The sequence below is a fragment of the Niallia circulans NBRC 13626 genome (assembly GCF_001591585.1).
In the GTDB taxonomy this organism is placed as follows: Bacteria; Bacillota; Bacilli; order Bacillales; family Cytobacillaceae; genus Niallia; species Niallia circulans.
In genome coordinates this window covers 127,623-144,910 of sequence record NZ_BCVE01000010.1, presented here as the reverse complement: position 1 = coordinate 144,910, position 17,288 = coordinate 127,623, and the positions used below count along the sequence as shown (strand labels likewise).

Sequence of the window (17,288 nt, the reverse complement as noted above, 5' to 3'; positions counted from 1 at the left end):
AAGTTCTTTATAAAGAACGATAAAACGAAGGATGAACTTATATTAAGTACGATATTAGGAGGTAAGCAATTGGAAGGAATAAAGTCGGTTAAAGAGATTTTAGCTATTTTGAAAAAAAGAATGTTACTTATCATGATAGTATCCATTGGAGCTGGCATTGTAAGCGGCTTATATACTAATTATAAAATAACGCCGCTCTATCAAAGCAGCTCACAGCTTTTGGTTAATAAGAATATTGAAAAAGTCGTTGATGTCAGTGAACTGGATGTAAGATCCAATATGGATTTAATCGATACATATATTGTCATTATCAGAAATCCAGTCATCTTAAATGATGTGGTTGAAAAGCTCCAATTACCAATAACGGCAGAGCAATTAAGTAGTCAAATCCAAGTTGCTAAACAAGATTCTACACAAGTTTTAAATGTAACAACTACAGACACTAATCCAGAACGAGCTGCAAAAATTACCAATACTACTATTACTACTTTTTTAGAAAAACTGCCATCCTTAATGAAGGTTAATAATGTGCAAATAATGAATGAAGCAATAGTAAATGAAAAGCCGATCAGCCCTAGTATAACTGTTAATATAGGAATCGCGGTTGCTTTAGGAGCCATTATGGGAGTGGGATTAGTCTTATTATTTGCCTTTTTAGATACGACCGTAAGATCAAAATCAGATTTAGAAAAATTAAATATAAAAGTAGTAGGAACGCTATCTGCTATTTCTGAAAAAGACAGAATCCCTCAATCACTTATGGAATCCTTAAAAGCTGAAAGGAGATCGTTAAATGTCACCACTACCGAAACGGAAATCTAAATTAGAAAGGGTAAGTAATCTATTATCCCATCTAAAACCCAAATCGCCAATTAGAGAACAATACCATGCAATACGTGCTAGCATTCAGTTAGCTATTAATGAAAATCAGATTAAAACCTTAGCAATTGTATCAGGAGAAGAATCAGAAGGAAAATCTACCTTTTCTGCTAATTTAGCAATAGCTTTTGCAGAGGTAGGAAAAAGAGTTCTTCTTGTTGACTCCAATTTTCGTCATCCAACATTACACACATCATTTGAAGAAAATAATGAATTTGGTTTAAGCACTATACTTGTAAACAGGGACAGGCTAGAAGAATGTGTAATAGAAACACCTATTGACCATCTTGACCTGCTAACTAGTGGACCTGTGCCTCCTAATCCATCAGAACTGCTCGGTTCACCTGCAATGGAGATGTTAGTAAGCAACGTATCCCATCAATACGATATGGTTATATTTGATACGCCATCACTAGTATCTGTTGCTGATTCTTTATTACTATCGAATATATCAGACGGAGTATTAATGGTTGTACGAAGCAATAAAAACAATATAGAAACCGTTGAATTTACAAGGGATATGCTTTCGAATTCCAAAGCGATTTTTTTAGGTGCAGTGCTTAATGATGAGCGAGTGAGTAAAAGGCAGCGTAAAAAAGTGAGAATAAACTAGAGCTGAAAAGCAAACTGCTTCACTTAAGTATTTTTTTATAAATAAACCCATTCGACAAAAAATGCTATTTCCTTCTATTGGATACATTGTTATAATGACGATTATTCAAATGTTCTTCAAAAAGAACGACTTGATTTTAATATAAATATAGTGTTTTTAATTGAATTTTTATAATCTTTTAGAATATAGGCCTTTCTAAGGTTATATATTTTTAATGATTCGTTCTTTATTAAGAATATGTTGTTTTTTGAAATGAATTTTTTGGTGATGTCTCTTAACCAATATCAATAGAGGCACTCGGTCATGCTGTGGGTAGGATGAAGGCTCTACCTTAGCGCTAGTCTGCAAAAGTGTGATGTGAGGAGAGGTTAAATGCCTCATTTTAAAAAAATTTAACGAAGGAAACCAGTTCGTTTTCTTCGTTAAGTTTTTTTAAAAGAGAAATAAATATTATTATCATTGTTACTAGATAAATAATATTTATTGTAACTCGAACATATTAATTAGCAGTTAACAAGAAAGCTGGTGAAAGTAGTTGTCGTTAGGAGAAAAATCATTAGTAAGAGAATTAAATGCAAGGACAGAAGAAGTGCTGATCAAAGAGCAGAAAGCTTATCTTCTTTTCAAAAGAGTCTTCGACATTCTTTGTGCCATCATAGGGCTGCTTATACTTTCGGTATTATTCTTCATTATTGGATTTTTAATAAAGCTCGAAGACAAACGGGGATCAGTCTTTTTTAAACAGACGAGAATTGGAAAAGACGGTAAACCCTTTGAGATGTATAAGTTCCGTTCTATGGTATCCAATGCAGAAGACCTTAAAGCCTCGTTAATGGATAAAAATGAAGCAACTGGTCCTGTGTTTAAAATAAAGGATGATCCAAGGGTAACAAGAGTCGGCAAATTTATCCGCAAGACTAGTATCGATGAACTTCCACAGTTAATAAATGTTATAAAAGGAGAAATGAGTTTAGTAGGACCAAGACCTTCCCTTCCACAAGAAGTAGCTGCCTATTCATCATATGAAAGACAAAGATTAAAGGTAGTTCCAGGCATCACCTGCTATTGGCAAGTTGGTGGAAGAAGCAATCTTAGTTTTAGTGAATGGGTAGAGCTAGATCTAAAATATATAAGAGAAAGAAACCTATTTATTGATTTTAAGTTAATCATTAAAACATTTTTTGTCCTATTTGGATCAAAGGACGCGTATTGAGTGGAGGGATGAAGGAATGGAAACGTCGGTAATTATTCCGACCTATAAGCGGACAAATGATTTAAAAAGGTGTTTAGAGGGATTAAGCAGACAACTTCATAAACCTGATGAAGTAATAGTTATAGTTCGTGATACAGATGACCAAACTGTTAGCTTTCTAAAAGACTATCAAACTATTATTTCTATTAAACAAGCCATCGTAACTCGGCCAGGCCAAGTAGCTGCATTAAACAAAGGATTGCAGCAGGCCTCAGGAGAATTCATTTGTATATTAGATGATGATACAGTGCCGCATACTCATTGGCTTCAAAAGATAATCGACCTATTTAAAAGCTCTGAGCAAATTGGCGGAGTTGGCGGGCGTGACTGGGTAGTTCACGGCAACCACAAAGAAGAGGGAAGGAAAGATCCTGTTGGAAAAGTACAATGGTTTGGTCGTGTCATTGGCAATCACCATCTAGGATATGGAGAAGCTCGTGATGTAGATGTATTAAAAGGAGCAAACATGAGCTATCGACGAAAGGCTATTGCTGGATTATCTTTTGACGAAAGATTATTAGGGCAGGGAGCACAAGTACATAATGATTTGGCATTTAGTTTAAGTGTTAGAAAGCGAGGATGGAGGTTGGTATATGACCCGGAAGTAGCAGTGGATCATTATCCAGCTCCGCGATTTGATCTCGATCAGAGAGGAAGGTTTAATAAGGAAGCGTATTACCATTCTGTTTACAATGAAACAATTATCATGACTGATTTTATGGAAACTAAAATTAGAAAACTAACTTTTATATTATGGTGTCTTGTTATTGGTACATCAGAGAAGCCTGGATTGTTACAAATGATTAGGTTATTAATGAAAAAGAATAGTATCGAAAAGTTTTTTATAAATGTTTCCACTAGAGTAAGGATAAAAAGGGAAGTGACTGCAATATCTAAGTGATTGAAGGTGCGAATAATTTGAATAGAGTAATTGGCTATCCGAATAAGTCAATAAAACAGTTTTATTATTTATTAGTTATATTACTACTTTTAACCGTAGGGGTGGGAATTGTAACACCCAGATTTAGCGTTATTTTATTAACACAAATAATACTAATACTAGCAATGGCTGTATTTGGAATGTTCTTATCTTACTTTAGATCAAGATTGTTTATCATTTATTTGCTAATTATCTGGAGCAGTATGCCTGGAATTAGAAGAGTAAGTGACTGGATAATGGGTGAATATCAGTCTATTTCTTTATTAAGTATTGCTCCATTACTACTAACTGCTACTATAATATTTTCCCTCATGCATAAAAAAGCAACTTATAATAATGAGCAAAAAAAGATAATTTACTGTTTTATAGGAGCCTTTATTTATGCTTTTGCTATTGGAATAATTAGTAATAGAGGTTCAGCATTATATGAAATGGCTAATTACGTAATTCCATTTCTGTTGTTTATTTATAGTGCATCATTAAGTAAGCATGAAATGAAATATAGAGATATATGGATTTCTTCGTTATCTACAATAGCAGTATTCCTTTCAATTTATGGGTGGATCCAATATTTTTATTTACCAGAATGGGATAAACTTTGGATGGAAAATGTAGAAATGAATTCAATTGGTATAGCTGAACCAATGAATTTTAGAATATTCTCTACAGTAAATTCACCTGGACCATTTGCTCTGTTTTTATCGATTGCAATAGTGCCAATGATAGTGGAAAAAAAGTGGAGAGGAATCTTCGGATGGGTTGGTGTCTTTATTGTTCTTTCTGCCTTAGCCATTTCCTTAGTAAGGTCTTCTTGGATTTTTACAATTGTGGCAATAATGGTTTATATCCTTTTTTCTAGAAGCATATGGAGAAAAGTAAAGTACTTAGGTTTAATTACAATCGTTGTAATAATTCTTATCAACCTAGTTAACCTGATACCAGGAGCAGTCCAAATAAATGAGCGCTTTGCTACCTTGGGTAATTTAGAGGAAGATACATCATTTAATGCACGATTAAATTTTGCAATCGAAACGTCCAAAAAGATACTTAAGAATCCACTAGGTAATGGTTTTGGATCAAGTGGAGTAAGTACTAAATTAAGTAATAACGGTAATTTGGGGGAAAGTGGAAATTTTGATAATGGTATCCTAAATGTTTTTTATACATTTGGTTGGGGCGGAGGTTTTTTATTTTTCACAGGATTATTTTTATTGTTCCAGATGCTGAGAAGAAAGTTAGTTAAAATTCCTAGTCACCAAAGCTATTATCAGCTGGGAATAGCAATGATAATTGCATTACTTATAAGTCTATTAAGCTTTAATAGTATTCCAGGAATGGGTGGCTTTTTAATATGGTTTATTATTTCTATGTCGTTTGTAGAGGAAGAGGGTGGGAAATGAGATTCTATATCTAGATAAAGTAAGAAGAAGAATGGAAAAATAGGAGGCTACCTGTTGTTGGATTTCATCGAAAATGGATTAGTGGTGGAAAAATTCTCTAACAAATTTTAAAACTATTGCGTCGGTGGGGAGAATTTATTGAAACAAATTTCATCCAAACATTATAGTTCCTCAAAACTGGCTGTAAGTATATATTAAAAAATTTAAAGATAAAAGAAGGTAATGTTGCATGAAAATATGCATTGTCACACATAAGTTAATTAAAGGAGATGGACAGGGAAGGGTAAATTATGAAATAGTGAAGACCGCATTAGAGTATGGTCTATCAGTAGTAATTGTCTCTACTGAAATTGATGAATCCCTTCTGGAAAATAATAATATAACTTGGCATAGAGTCAGAGCTAGCATTTTGCCTACCAATCTATTAAAATATCAGCAATTTGCCCTATTAAGCACATTCATGATAAAAAAGATTAATCCTGATTTTCTTATTTTAAATGGATTTATTACATGGGTAAAAAGTGATATGAATATTGTTCATTTTGTTCATTCTTCATGGGTTGATTCTATGTATCATCCTTTTAGAGAAAAGAAAACGATGAAAACATTCTATCAGTTTTTATATAGTTTTATTAATTCTAAGTTAGAAAAAATCTCTCTCCGATCTACCAAAAAAATAGTGGCAGTATCAAATAAAGTAAAACAGGAACTTTTGAAGATAGGGATGCCGGAATCTAAAATAGTTGTAATAAATAACGGCGTTGATATTGATGAGTTTACTCCTAATAGAGAAGGAAAGCCACTATTCCTTCATAATAATTACTATAAAAGGACAATGTTATTTGCGGGAGATATAAAATCTAATCGAAAAAATTTAGACACTGTTCTAAAGGCAATGCTGATGGTTCCAGATATATATTTGTTGGTAGCAGGAAGTAAGGAAGGGAGTATCTATCCAGAAGTTGCAGGGAAAATGGGGTTAAAAGAACGTGTTATTTTTTTAGGATACAGAAATGACATTGCCACCTTAATGAGTCAAGTAGATCTTTTCGTCTTTCCAACCAGGTATGATCCATTTTCCTTAGTAGTACTGGAGGCAATGGCGACAGGTACAGCAGTTATCACGACTAAAGAAGCGGGAGTTTCAACTTTGCTGGAGTCCAAAGAATATCCTGCTGGAATTGTACTGGAAGATCCGAATGATGAAAATGAACTTGCAGACGCAATAAACAAATTTATCTTCAATGAAAAATTATTAAACGAATTTGGAGTTAATGGTAGATTAATTGCAGAAGAAAATAGCTGGAGCAAAGTTTCTAAAAAGTATGTAACAGAAATGTTGAACCTGAATGAAAATAGAGTGAGAGTGTGATAAAAATGAGAATTATCCATGTGTTAAATCATGTGCGTAATACTGGTAATGGGATAGTAAACGCAACTATTGATCTTGTCTGTAGTCAAAAGCAAATGGGAGAGGACGTAGCGGTTGCTTCGTCTGGTGGAGAATTCACTAAACTTCTGGAACAATATGGAATACCACATTATCAATTGAAGCAAGAAAAAAGAGGCTTGCATTCTATTAGAACTTTATCAGATTTTAATAAGATAATGAAGGAGTTTAACCCGGATATAGTACATGCGCAAATGGTAACAGGAGCACTTCTAGCAAAAATATTAAAAATTAAGCATTCATACAAACTTGTAACTACAGTACATAATATATTCGATAAACAATCTATGATTATGGGGGTAGGAGATAGAGTTATTGCTGTGAGTAATTCAGTAAGTGAAATCCTAAGAAATAAGAAAAAAATATCCCCAAATAAGGTTCGTACTGTTTTAAATGGGACATTAAATAGTCCACGTACAAAAAAACTAGAGGATTACATGCCTATATCCTTAAATGGGCGATCAATTGTAACTGTAGCTGGTATGAATAAAAGAAAAGGAATAATGGAACTAATTAAGGCTTTTGAAATAGTTGGAACTTACAAGGCTTAAGTTAGAAGCGAAGAAAGACTTAGAAAAACTTAGTGTAAATAGAGTATGTGAAGAAACATTAAATATATATAAAGAACTAGCTGTATAAATAGTTAATGAATAAAATGGGGGTAAAAAATGAAAGTTCTATCAACAGGTATGGGGTGGATTGAATCGACCCCAGGTGGATTAAATCGATACTTCTCTGATTATCTAAAAGCTATGCAAATCAACGGTCATGAGGTGCGAGGGTTAATAACAGGCAATGGAGCAGAGCTTGATATCCCTGATTATATGATTGACACTTCAAAAGGGGTTTCTTCCGCTCATGTGATAAATCGCGCTAATCTATTTCGCAATTCTATCAAAAACTTAATTTCCACCTTTCAGCCAGATATAATTAACCCACATTTTGCTCTATATTTTTCACTTGTGAATCAGAATTTAATTCCTGACCATATACCAATAGTGACACATTTTCATGGTCCATGGGCACAGGAGTCTACTGTAGAAACTACCCGCAACCTAATAATGAATGTTAAGAATAAAAGTAAAAAAAGTTTAGAGAAAATAACATATAGACGCTCTGATTCTTTTATTGTTCTAAGTGAATATTTTAAAAATATATTAATGGAAGACTATGGGATAGATGAAAGTAAAATTAATATTATTCCTGGGGCAGTAAATACAGAATATTTCCAACCAGCAGAGGACAGGGAGGAAATAAGAAGGAGAAAAGGAATAAACATTACTGATAAAGTATTGTTTTGTGCAAGAAGGCTAGTGAGAAGAATGGGGATAGATAATCTTGTGAAAGCAATGGGGAAAGTAGTTGCAGAGTATCCCCATACAAAGCTATACATAGCTGGTCAGGGTTATTTAAGACAAGAGTTAGAATCATTAATTAGAAATTTAAGGCTTGAAAATAATGTCTATTTGCTGGGGAAAATTCCAAACGATGAACTTTTAAACTGGTATCAAATCGCCGATCTTAGTATTGTACCGACAATCACATTAGAGGGATTCGGATTGGTGACAGTGGAATCTTTAGCATGTGGAACACCAGTATTAGGGACTCCTTATGGAGGAACAAAGGAAATCTTGCAAAAATTAGATGAACAACTAATGTTTAGAGACAGTTCTGATCAAGCAATAGCAAGTAAGTTAGAAGATATTTTATCTGGACAATTGAAACTTCCCAATCGTGAGCATTGTAGAAAGTTTGTAATGGAAAATTACACATGGGATAGAGTAGTCGATGCAGTATGTACTGTTTTTGATAATAGTATGAATAGAAAAACTATTGACATTTATAACTAAAAAGGATGGCGAGATGATTGAAATCTGCACTGATTACTGGGATAACTGGTCAAGATGGAGCTTATTTAGCACAATTGCTATTAAATAAAGGATATAAAGTGTTTGGGTTACTAGCCAGAAGGAGTACAGATACGTTATGGAGACTAGAGTATCTGCAAATTAAGGAAGAAGTGGTATTAGTTGACGGAGATATGACAGACCTGTCTTCTTTGATAAGAGCATTACAGTTAGCCAAACCTGATGAAGTATATAATTTAGCGGCGCAAAGCTTTGTTGGGACCTCTTGGGAACAGCCAGTATTAACAGGCAATATCACAGGTATAGGAACAGTGAATATTCTGGAGGCTATAAGGTTAACGAATCCAGGGATAAAATTCTATCAAGCATCAACAAGTGAAATGTTTGGATTAGTACAGGAGGAGATTCAAACAGAAAAAACACCATTTCACCCTAGGAGCCCTTATGGAGCGGCTAAGTTATACGCACACTGGATGACAATTAATTATCGAGAAAGCTATAAAATGCATACTTCTTGTGGCATTCTTTTCAATCATGAGTCGCCATTGAGGGGAATTGAATTCGTCAGCAGAAAAATCACAGATGCTGCGGCAAGAATAAAGATGGGGATACAAAAGGAATTGAGGCTGGGCAATATAGAAGCCAAAAGAGATTGGGGCTATGCAGCAGATTATGTAGAAGCAATGTGGCTAATGCTGCAACAAGAATCAGGAGATGATTACGTTATATCTTCTGGAAGAACAACAACTGTACGCAGACTTTGTGAAATCGCCTTTAGCTATCTTGATTTAAATTATCAAGACTATGTAGTGATAGACCCTCAATACTACCGTCCAGCAGAAGTGGATGTTCTTTTGGGAGATTCATCGAAAGCGAAAAGAAAGTTAAATTGGAGAGCAAAGACAGAGTTAGAGCAGATGGTAAAAGTAATGGTGGATGCGGATATACAGAGAATAAGTAAAGAAATAAACCGCTATCCTTCTCTTTTTCCTAAATTAGCAAATTTATAGAAAGTTAACTTTGAAGTAGTCAAGAACTGCTTCTTTTTTATGCATAAAAATGGCAAAAAGGAGGGGAGCCAGTGAAGCCGGTTGGAAAGATTAAAGTAATGTTCTTAGTACACACGGCAATAATTGGAGGAGGAGAAAGAAGTTTAATTGATATATTGACCTATATCAACAAAGAAAGATTCCAGCCCACATTAGTATGCTTTGAAGAAGGTCCACTTGTGGAAAGGGTCTCTGAAATTTCTGGTGTGAATGTTGCTGTCATTCCATTTTCCGATAAAGTATTGAAGTATAACAGAGATGAAAAAAGTACATTAAGGTTCTTGTCCATATTCTCTTTATTTGTCCCAATGGTTAGGCTTTTTTCTTTCATGTATAAGAATGAGGCAAAGATTGTTTATTCTAATTCGATGAAAGCTCATTTCATTGGACTTGTTGTTGGGAAGCTGGCATTTAAAAAAGTTATCTGGCATGTAAGGGATATTATTGATGGTGGAATAAATAAGAAATTATTTGTTTTGCTGTCAAAGTTTCCGGACGAAATTATATGTATTTCAAAGTCTGTATCCAGTCAATTTGGAAAAACAGAGAAGATAAAAATTGTTTATAACGGGATTCGTCCACTGGAGGAGGCTAGTAGTCATGAAGGAATTTAGAGTAGCCATTATTGGTCAGATTGCGAGATGGAAAGGGCAGGATGTGTTCATTAAGGCAGCAAAGCTTTTGCACCCAAAGTATCCCGAAAGCAAATTTTTGATAATTGGAGATGTATTGTTTACGAAAGAAGAAGAACTTCAGTACAAGAATCATTTAATAGAATTAGCGAAGGATTGTAATTATATTCAGTTTCTAGGTCATAGAGAAAACGTTTTGGAATTACTGAAAGATATCGATATCCTAGTGCATGCTTCTACTAGAGCAGAGCCTTTTGGCAGGGTGATTATTGAAGGAATGGCTTCTAGAAAGCCAGTTATCGCAGCTGGGATAGGAGGACCATTAGAAATTATTGAAGATGGAGTAACTGGAATCTTATATCAACCAGGAAATGCTGGAGAATTGGCTTCTAAATTGGATAGATTAATAAAAGATGAAGAACTATATCAATCTATTTCAAATAAAGGGTACGAGACATATCAGCAAAAGTTCAATGTTTTAAACACGGTTTCTAAAGTAGAAGAGTTTATAGAATTGGTTTCTAATAAATGATTGAAGGTGGTTTGGTGGAATTAATATCCATTTGCATTTGTACTAGAAATAGAGTAGATGATTTGAAGAGTGCGATACATTCTATATATCAATCTACATACAAAAACTTTGAGATCATTATATCTGACGACAGTACAAATGATGAGTCGGAAAAAATGGTCACCAAAGAATTTCCAAAAGTTAAATATATACAGGGGCCTCAGAAGGGACTTTGTTTTAATAGGAATAATGCATTAAAGCTTGTAACAGGATCGCGGGTTATGTTTATGGATGATGATGTTATCATGTCATATGATTTTCTAGAAAAAATCATAAATGGATTAATGAAGATAGAACCCGCAAAACGTAATAGGGCAATTATGACTGGAATAGAAATAAATAATGGTTCTGAAGTGTATCCGAACAAAATTGATTTTTTAGGGTTTCAGACTAAAGCGTATAAAAAAAAGGAGCCATTAAACACAATTGTTATCAATAGTACTATTTTCCCTTTACAGATGTTTAAAAAAATTCAATTCGATCAACAGTTAGTTTATGGATATGATGAAGTTGATATAGCAGCTAGAGCACTTGCGCTAAATTATAAAATATATCTATGTAAAGATGCTATAAATAATCATTATCCCTCTGCAATTAATAGAGATTATTATCTGCCATATAAAGAAGCTTCCAGAATATATGTAACATTTAAAAAGTATTATAAGCTTGAACAAAGTATAGCAAAAGCGTTCTTTTATTTAGGTTTTTGTTATGTTCACATGTTAGGCTATCAAGTTAAGAAAAACAATATAAAAGCGTTTTCTTCAACTGCTAATATTATGAAGAGAGCAATAGAGTATATAAGAAACTTAGAAGGTGAAATTTCATTTTACAAGGAAAAGGAAAAAGAGAATGAAATCTAAAAATAGGTTCTTATCGAACTTTATTCAGACATTTCAAAGTGAATTTATATTAATTATCATTACTCTAATTTCAGGGATTATAATTGCAAGAGTTTTAGGACCAGCGGGGAGAGGAGAATACTTAGCAATTACAATTTGGGGCAACCTATTAATGTGGTACTTTCATTTAAATATATATCAAACAGTCATTTATTATTGGCACAAAATGAAGAATAACAGAGAAGATTTATTGAAAACTTTGGCTGTGGCCAGCCTTTTTCTAGGAGTAGTTGCCACACTAGTAGGCGAATTTATAATTATTCCTTATGTAATGCCGAGTTTAGATAGTCAAGTTTTAATAGCGGCACGTTTATTTCTACTAGGGATTATACCAGGCATTATAAGTGAGGTTATCTTGGGAGCACTAGCGGCTGAGGAAAAATTTTCATTTGCGAATATGATGAGGATAATAAATCCAACTATTTCTACTATCTTTCTTATAATCATTTATTATATGGGGTTACTTGAAGTTTCAAGTGCTTTATATATATTACTTGGCACTAATGCTATTATTGCAATCGCTACATTTTTCATAGGATACAAAAATAACTATTTCTCAGGGAACTTCCACTGGGAATTGATGAAAACTTTATGGTATGGAATGAAAGCTCAAGGAGGAACTGTTGCGGGGGCAACTTCAGCCAATGCTACTCAATTAGTATTGTCAGCGATGCTGCCGCCAGCTGCACTTGGCTTTTATTCAGCTTCGGAAAGCTCAGTCAAGCCTTTGTCCACAATATCTACAGCATTGCAAAGAGTGAGTTTTCCAAGGTTAGCTGGATTATCTGCAGATCTTACACATCAAAGAACTTTGCGAATATGGACAAATAGCTTTATTGCAAACTCTATAACAGCTCTACCTTTCGCATTGCTACTTCCTTTATTGATACCAATCGTTTATGGGAAAGAATATATTCCATCTATTATACCTGCTGAAATATTAATTATTTATACATTTGTAAGAGGGCAATCAATGATTATTAGAAATTCAATAAATGGTTATGGAAAAACCTTTATAAATACAACGACTGAAATAATATCCACCATTTTTATCTTTATCACTCTATCATTTACAGTAAAACATTGGGGAGTAATAGGCGCCAGTGTTATTGCTGTTTTATCATCTATACTAAAACTTATCCTATATTTAGTAGAATATAATAAACATATCCATCAATTGAAGCTGGTATATTTAATACCTAGCTTAGCAGACTTCAAGGCAGTGATAATGGCTGCATTTAGTATTGTAAGAAAGGGAGTGCGGAAACGAGGAAGAATTAATAGCAAAATGGAAAGGGAAGTGTCTAAATGATAAGAGTAGCTTTTATCCTTTTGGTTCATCAGAATCCAGACCAGATAATTAGGTTAGTAAATAAGTTAGACTCTCCTCATACTGATCTTTATATACATATTGATTCTAGGGCGGGAAAGACATTTATATTGAAGCTTAAAGAGAAACTAGAAAATAAAAAAAATGTGTATTTCATTAAAAATTATAAATGTTATTGGGGAGATTTTAGTTTAGTAAGAGCAACTTTGGAGGGATTGAGAAATGCTGCAACCGCAACTATCAAATATGATCATTATATACTACTAAGTGGTCAAGATTATCCAATATATCCAATCGAAGACATATTAAATTTCTTAGAGAAGAATAGGGAGAAATCTTTTATAGAATACACTAAGTTTTCCGAGATTAATTGGTATGAAGGTGGTTATGCCAGAACAAAGTATTGGTTCTTTAGGAGATTGCAGAGAAAGAAAGGAAATCCTTCGTTTTTAAATAAGGCAGTTTCCAAAACATGGAGTATTGTTAGAAAAAAGCTACCTGTAAGAAGGTTTCCTAATGATTTTCAGCTATATGGAGGATCCCAATGGTGGTGTCTAACAAATGAAGCAGTTCAATTTATTCTAGAGTACTTGCGTGAATACCCTCGTTTTGAAAAATTTTTTCATCATGTCGAAATACCTGATGAGATAATCTTTCAAACATTAGTGTTGAACTCACCATATAAAGATAAAGTTGTAAATGACAATTTAAGATTTATGATATGGAGAGACACGACTAGCAGCCCCTCCATATTAATAGATAAAGATTATTACAGGATAGTCAATAGCGCTTCCTTATTTGCAAGGAAATTTGATATAAAAAAGGATACAAAGATACTTAAATTAATCGATGATTTTCATTTTGATATTCAAAACCTTGATAGAGAAAGGAGTAAGCTATGATTGCTAAAATGAAAGAGAGAATACCTTTAAACTGGAAGATAAATTATAAGTATTATAAATCAGCTACAAAATTTGTGATTCCATATGGAAAAAAGGATTTAAAAATATTTGTCACTATTGCATCTGATTATGGAAATTTAGGAGATATTGCTATTACTCAGACCCAGATTGCTTATTTGCAGACTGTATATCCTAGTTATAATATAATCAGTGTTTATGCTAGTGAAACATATAGTGCCATGAAAGAAATGAAAAAAAAGTGCAGCGAAAAAGATATTATTACCATTATAGGCGGGGGAAATATGGGGGACTTATACAAGTCGTACGAAGAGTATAGAAGAACCATCATAAAATATTTTCCTAAAAATAAAATAATATCATTTCCTCAAACAATCGACTTTTCCGAAACAGAATCAGGAAGAAAGGCACTGCAAAAAACGCAAGAAATTTATTCGAGACATAGAAACCTACATCTATTAGCTAGAGAACCTATTTCATATGAAATAATGAAACGACTGTTTCCTTATAATAAAGTTTACCTTGTTCCTGATATTGTTTTATCACGAAAAGAGGCTGAGCCAATTTTAAGTAGAGAGCATATTCTAGTTTGCTTAAGGAATGACATGGAAATTAACCTAGAAGAGTCTTTTAAAAGAACCCTCATAACTTTATTAGAAGGCGAAGTGGAACCATTAGTGTATTATGATACACATATAGGCGATGGCGAAATAACTATGAGTAAAGGAAAAGAGGAATTAGAGAAGATATTTCATGCTTTTAAGAAATCCAAAATAGTTATTACCGATCGATTACACGGCATGATTTTTTGTGCAATAACCAAAACTCCGTGTATAGTTTTCCAAAATAGTAATCACAAAATAGAGGGTACTTACAATCAGTGGCTAAAGGGAATAGAATATATAAAATTATTGGATCCAACTGATATGGATACTATTAGAAGAGCGATTAAAGAGTTGAAAGAGATAGATTTGGATAAATGTGATATTTATAACTTCGAATTGGAATTTCAACCTTTGTTAGATGCACTTAACAACTAAAAGAAAAATGGGGTGTTAAACATTGAAAACAGCCATCATCCACGACTGGTTAGTGGTCTACAACGGGGCGGAAAAAGTGCTGGAGGAGTTACTCAAACTATTCCCAGATGCAGATCTATACAGTACGGTCGAACATCTAGAAGCCAAAGACCGGCATTTTATTCAAAATAAACAGGTGAAAACAACCTTTATACAAAATCTTCCTTTCTCGAAGAGGAAGTATCGTAATTATCTTCCTCTTATGCCGTTAGCAATCGAGCAATTGGATCTATCTAAATACGATTTAATCATCTCCAGTTCTCATGCAGTTGCAAAGGGAGTGATAACAGGTCCGGATCAGCTCCATATTTCTTACGTATATTCGCCAATACGCTATGCCTGGGATTTGCAGCATCAATATTTAAGGGAATCGGGTCTTGAAAAGGGGATAAAAAGCTGGATAACAAGGTTCATTCTGCACTATGTTCGTAACTGGGATTATCGAACAGCTAATGGTGTGGATTTTTTTATGTGCGTATCTGACTTTATTGGGCGGAGAATTTGGAAGACGTATCGGAGGGAAGCAAAGACAGTATATCCTCCAGTAGATGTATCTGCGTTTACGTTAAGAGAAGAGAAAGAAGACTTTTATTTAACCGCCTCACGGATGGTACCGTACAAAAAGATAGATACCATTGTAGAATCTTTTTCTTTATTGCCAGACAAGAAACTAGTTGTCATAGGAGATGGTCCGGACTTTAAGAAAATTAAAGCAAAAGCTGGGTCAAATGTTATGTTGATGGGGTACCAGCCTTTTGATGTATTAAAGGACTATATGCAGCGTGCGAAAGGCTTTATTTTTGCTGCGGAAGAGGATTTTGGAATTGCTCCATTAGAAGCACAAGCATGTGGAACACCTGTTATTGCATACGGGAAAGGCGGATCTCGGGAGACAGTTAGAGGATACAATGAATCTACCAGTCCAACAGGGCTCTTTTTTTATGAACAAAATGTGGAAGCAATTGCGGCGGCTGTCCAAAAGTTTGAGCAAATCCAGATAAATTCGATTGATTGCCGAAACCACTCCTTGTATTTTTCGAATGAACGTTTTCAAAAAGAATTTAAAGCGTTTATTGATACCAAAATCAATGAATGGAGAATAGAAAAAGCTTTAGCAAGTGAAAAAGAGGCAACTTCTGAACACTGGCTGCATAAGAGAAAGAAGGCATGATAAAAAGGAGGCATTCCCATGAAAACAGCAATTATCCATGATTGGCTGGTAGTTTATAATGGGGCAGAAAAAGTATTAGAGGAGATACTCAAGATTTATCCAGATGCAGACCTTTACAGTACAGTCGATTACTTAGATGAGAAAGATCGGCATTTTATTCAACATAAGAAAGTGAACACGACTTTTATTCAAAAGCTTCCTTTTTCGAAGAGGAAGTACCGTGTGTATCTTCCTTTAATGCCATTAGCCATTGAACAATTAGATTTATCTAAATATGATCTCATTATCTCTAGCTCCTATGCTGTAGCAAAAGGGGTCATAACTGGACCAGATCAGCTTCATATTTCATATGTTCATTCTCCTATTCGCTATGCTTGGGATCTTCAGCACCAATATTTAAAAGAAGCAGGGATGGATAAAGGAATAAAAGGATATTTAACTAGATTTCTACTGCACCAAATTCGTAATTGGGATTATCGAACAGCAAATGGTGTAGATTTTTTTATGTCTAATTCTGATTTTATCGGAAGAAGAATCTGGAAGGTTTATAAAAGAGAATCCCAAACAGTATATCCGCCCGTGGATGTCTCAAAATTTAGCTTTTATCCAGACAAAGAGGATTTCTACCTTACTGCTTCCAGGATGGTTCCTTACAAGAAAATAGATACAATAGTGGAAGCATTTTCTCTGATGCCAGATAAGAAATTATTCGTAATTGGAGATGGTCCGGATTTTAAAAAAATGAAGGCGAAAGCAGGTTCAAATGTTCACTTGATGGGCTATCAATCCTTTGAAGTGTTAAAAGACCATATGCAGCGGGCAAAAGGCTTTATCTTTGCAGCGGAAGAAGATTTTGGCATAACCCCTCTAGAAGCGCAGGCTTGTGGTACGCCAGTCATTGCTTATGGAAAAGGGGGGTCCTTAGAAACGGTAAAAGGATACAATGAATCGCCTCATCCAACTGGGTATTTCTTCTATGACCAAACACCAGAAGCGATAAGAAGGGCTGTGGAGCAATTCGAACGATTACCATTCAATCCAGTCCATTGTCGAGAGTATGCTTTGAATTTCTCTCCGGAACGGTTTCGTACAGAATTCAAACAGTTTATAGAGGAAAAAATAGCGCACAAACAGCAAATTTGGGAAAAGACAACGAATATCAATGTAGTAAAATCTTATATCATTTCAGACGTTCACTGGACAAAGAAACAATCAATCAGTTAGGAGCGATG

17 protein-coding genes are annotated in these 17,288 nt (G+C 34.2%); all 17 read left to right on the top strand.

What is annotated here, in order from left to right:
- Window positions 1-69 precede the first annotated feature (69 nt).
- Window positions 70-822: a YveK family protein gene (locus BCI01S_RS14285; RefSeq protein ID WP_047942590.1), complete on the top strand. Its 753-nt coding sequence runs from the start codon at window positions 70-72 to the stop codon at window positions 820-822.
- Complete coding sequence (locus BCI01S_RS14280) at window positions 794-1,492, top strand: CpsD/CapB family tyrosine-protein kinase (RefSeq protein WP_047942589.1); 699 nt, start codon at window positions 794-796, stop codon at window positions 1,490-1,492. Before BCI01S_RS14285 ends, BCI01S_RS14280 begins: the two co-directional genes overlap by 29 nt.
- Window positions 1,493-2,081: 589 nt before the next feature.
- Complete coding sequence (locus tag BCI01S_RS14275) at window positions 2,082-2,705, top strand: sugar transferase (RefSeq protein ID WP_373694331.1); 624 nt, start codon at window positions 2,082-2,084, stop codon at window positions 2,703-2,705.
- 16 nt (window positions 2,706-2,721) lie between these two features.
- Window positions 2,722-3,645 carry a glycosyltransferase family 2 protein gene (locus BCI01S_RS14270; protein WP_061799532.1) on the top strand — a complete coding sequence of 308 codons (924 nt, stop codon included), beginning with the start codon at window positions 2,722-2,724 and terminating at the stop codon, window positions 3,643-3,645.
- Between the two features lie 17 nt (window positions 3,646-3,662).
- Window positions 3,663-5,084, top strand: a complete 1,422-nt coding sequence (locus BCI01S_RS14265; RefSeq protein ID WP_156485436.1) for an O-antigen ligase family protein — start codon at window positions 3,663-3,665, stop codon at window positions 5,082-5,084.
- A gap of 229 nt (window positions 5,085-5,313) precedes the next feature.
- The gene (locus BCI01S_RS14260) at window positions 5,314-6,456 is read left to right on the top strand and encodes a glycosyltransferase family 4 protein (protein ID WP_061799528.1); all 1,143 of its coding nucleotides are present in this window, start codon (window positions 5,314-5,316) and stop codon (window positions 6,454-6,456) included.
- A gap of 5 nt (window positions 6,457-6,461) precedes the next feature.
- Window positions 6,462-7,085: a glycosyltransferase family 4 protein gene (locus tag BCI01S_RS14255; RefSeq protein WP_156485435.1), complete on the top strand. Its 624-nt coding sequence runs from the start codon at window positions 6,462-6,464 to the stop codon at window positions 7,083-7,085.
- 117 nt (window positions 7,086-7,202) lie between these two features.
- Window positions 7,203-8,384 (top strand): glycosyltransferase family 4 protein, encoded by a 1,182-nt coding sequence (locus BCI01S_RS14250; RefSeq protein WP_061799524.1) that lies wholly within the window; start codon window positions 7,203-7,205, stop codon window positions 8,382-8,384.
- A gap of 17 nt (window positions 8,385-8,401) precedes the next feature.
- Window positions 8,402-9,412, top strand: coding sequence for a GDP-mannose 4,6-dehydratase (gene gmd, locus BCI01S_RS14245; protein WP_061799522.1), 1,011 nt, complete (start codon window positions 8,402-8,404; stop codon window positions 9,410-9,412).
- A gap of 71 nt (window positions 9,413-9,483) precedes the next feature.
- Entirely contained in the window at window positions 9,484-10,065 is a 582-nt protein-coding gene (locus BCI01S_RS14240; protein ID WP_061799520.1) for a glycosyltransferase family protein, read from the top strand.
- Window positions 10,052-10,615: a glycosyltransferase gene (locus BCI01S_RS14235; protein ID WP_061799518.1), complete on the top strand. Its 564-nt coding sequence runs from the start codon at window positions 10,052-10,054 to the stop codon at window positions 10,613-10,615. The genes BCI01S_RS14240 and BCI01S_RS14235 overlap by 14 nt, the downstream gene beginning before the upstream one ends.
- The gene (locus BCI01S_RS14230; protein ID WP_061799516.1) at window positions 10,612-11,517 is read left to right on the top strand and encodes a glycosyltransferase family 2 protein; all 906 of its coding nucleotides are present in this window, start codon (window positions 10,612-10,614) and stop codon (window positions 11,515-11,517) included. The genes BCI01S_RS14235 and BCI01S_RS14230 overlap by 4 nt, the downstream gene beginning before the upstream one ends.
- Window positions 11,507-12,868: a lipopolysaccharide biosynthesis protein gene (locus BCI01S_RS14225; RefSeq protein WP_061799514.1), complete on the top strand. Its 1,362-nt coding sequence runs from the start codon at window positions 11,507-11,509 to the stop codon at window positions 12,866-12,868. Before BCI01S_RS14230 ends, BCI01S_RS14225 begins: the two co-directional genes overlap by 11 nt.
- Complete coding sequence (locus BCI01S_RS14220; protein WP_061799511.1) at window positions 12,865-13,788, top strand: beta-1,6-N-acetylglucosaminyltransferase; 924 nt, start codon at window positions 12,865-12,867, stop codon at window positions 13,786-13,788. The genes BCI01S_RS14225 and BCI01S_RS14220 overlap by 4 nt, the downstream gene beginning before the upstream one ends.
- On the top strand, window positions 13,785-14,846 hold the full coding sequence (locus BCI01S_RS14215) for a polysaccharide pyruvyl transferase family protein (protein ID WP_061799509.1): 1,062 nt from the start codon (window positions 13,785-13,787) through the stop codon (window positions 14,844-14,846). The genes BCI01S_RS14220 and BCI01S_RS14215 overlap by 4 nt, the downstream gene beginning before the upstream one ends.
- A 22-nt stretch (window positions 14,847-14,868) precedes the next feature.
- Entirely contained in the window at window positions 14,869-16,056 is a 1,188-nt protein-coding gene (locus BCI01S_RS14210) for a glycosyltransferase family 4 protein (RefSeq protein ID WP_061799507.1), read from the top strand.
- A gap of 18 nt (window positions 16,057-16,074) precedes the next feature.
- A complete protein-coding gene (locus BCI01S_RS14205; protein ID WP_061799505.1) occupies window positions 16,075-17,280 on the top strand; it encodes a glycosyltransferase family 4 protein in 1,206 nt (401 codons plus the stop codon).
- Window positions 17,281-17,288 lie beyond the last annotated feature (8 nt).

Coding starts and splice junctions, on each gene's coding strand:
- BCI01S_RS14235 (WP_061799518.1), top strand. CDS start 10,052: ATGAAGGAATTTAGAGTAGCCATTATTGGTCAGATTGCGAGATGGAAA.
- BCI01S_RS14225 (WP_061799514.1), top strand. CDS start 11,507: ATGAAATCTAAAAATAGGTTCTTATCGAACTTTATTCAGACATTTCAA.
- BCI01S_RS14220 (WP_061799511.1), top strand. CDS start 12,865: ATGATAAGAGTAGCTTTTATCCTTTTGGTTCATCAGAATCCAGACCAG.
- BCI01S_RS14205 (WP_061799505.1), top strand. CDS start 16,075: ATGAAAACAGCAATTATCCATGATTGGCTGGTAGTTTATAATGGGGCA.
- BCI01S_RS14230 (WP_061799516.1), top strand. CDS start 10,612: ATGATTGAAGGTGGTTTGGTGGAATTAATATCCATTTGCATTTGTACT.
- BCI01S_RS14280 (WP_047942589.1), top strand. CDS start 794: ATGTCACCACTACCGAAACGGAAATCTAAATTAGAAAGGGTAAGTAAT.
- BCI01S_RS14215 (WP_061799509.1), top strand. CDS start 13,785: ATGATTGCTAAAATGAAAGAGAGAATACCTTTAAACTGGAAGATAAAT.
- BCI01S_RS14270 (WP_061799532.1), top strand. CDS start 2,722: ATGGAAACGTCGGTAATTATTCCGACCTATAAGCGGACAAATGATTTA.
- BCI01S_RS14250 (WP_061799524.1), top strand. CDS start 7,203: ATGAAAGTTCTATCAACAGGTATGGGGTGGATTGAATCGACCCCAGGT.
- BCI01S_RS14255 (WP_156485435.1), top strand. CDS start 6,462: ATGAGAATTATCCATGTGTTAAATCATGTGCGTAATACTGGTAATGGG.
- BCI01S_RS14260 (WP_061799528.1), top strand. CDS start 5,314: ATGAAAATATGCATTGTCACACATAAGTTAATTAAAGGAGATGGACAG.